1 protein-coding gene is annotated in these 549 nt (G+C 45.7%); it reads right to left on the reverse strand.

What is annotated here, in order from left to right; all coding sequences use genetic code 11:
- Nucleotides 1–545: hypothetical protein (locus R8N49_RS29670; protein WP_318190768.1), on the reverse strand; the 545-nt coding region annotated here is incomplete at its 3' end.
- Nucleotides 546–549: the final 4 nt, after the last annotated feature.

Consider the following 549-nt stretch of genomic DNA (forward strand, 5'->3'; position numbering starts at 1 on the left):
TAACAAGGGCTGATATCAAAGCGTGTATCAAGGGATTGAGTGAGCTGAGATTCACTGGTGTAAAGAGTGATGCCTTGCTCAGTATATTCATTGATTTGATCCGGCAATTCGCCCATCCACCAATGGAGCAGTTCTCGGCTGGTTTTACTGCGACTGATCCAATGATCGCAAACAAGGAAGAGTAGGTCGTTAGGTTGCAGCGCGTAGCCATACTCGCTTTGCCATTCGGTAATTGAAGACAACAAGTTTTCGCGACACGATTTACCGGCACTGACCATGTGATGGCTTAACACCCAAACCGTTCCAATCTCAGAAGAAATGCGATAGTGGTGAGGTAGGTCTGGAGCGTCGAGTACTTCAATCGGTTTTACGATGCTGTTGTAACCAAAATGACGGAAGGTGTGTTCCATTCGGCGAGAAAATGCAAGGCCAAGATGGTGTTCACTCATACCTTGGTTATGTACGGCAGGATAATGCTTCTCACACAGTTTAAGACAATCGTCCTGAAAATCATTGACACTTTGGATCACTAGGTCGAGTAGCAAAGAA

This window comes from Vibrio sp. 1978 (genome assembly GCF_033344345.1).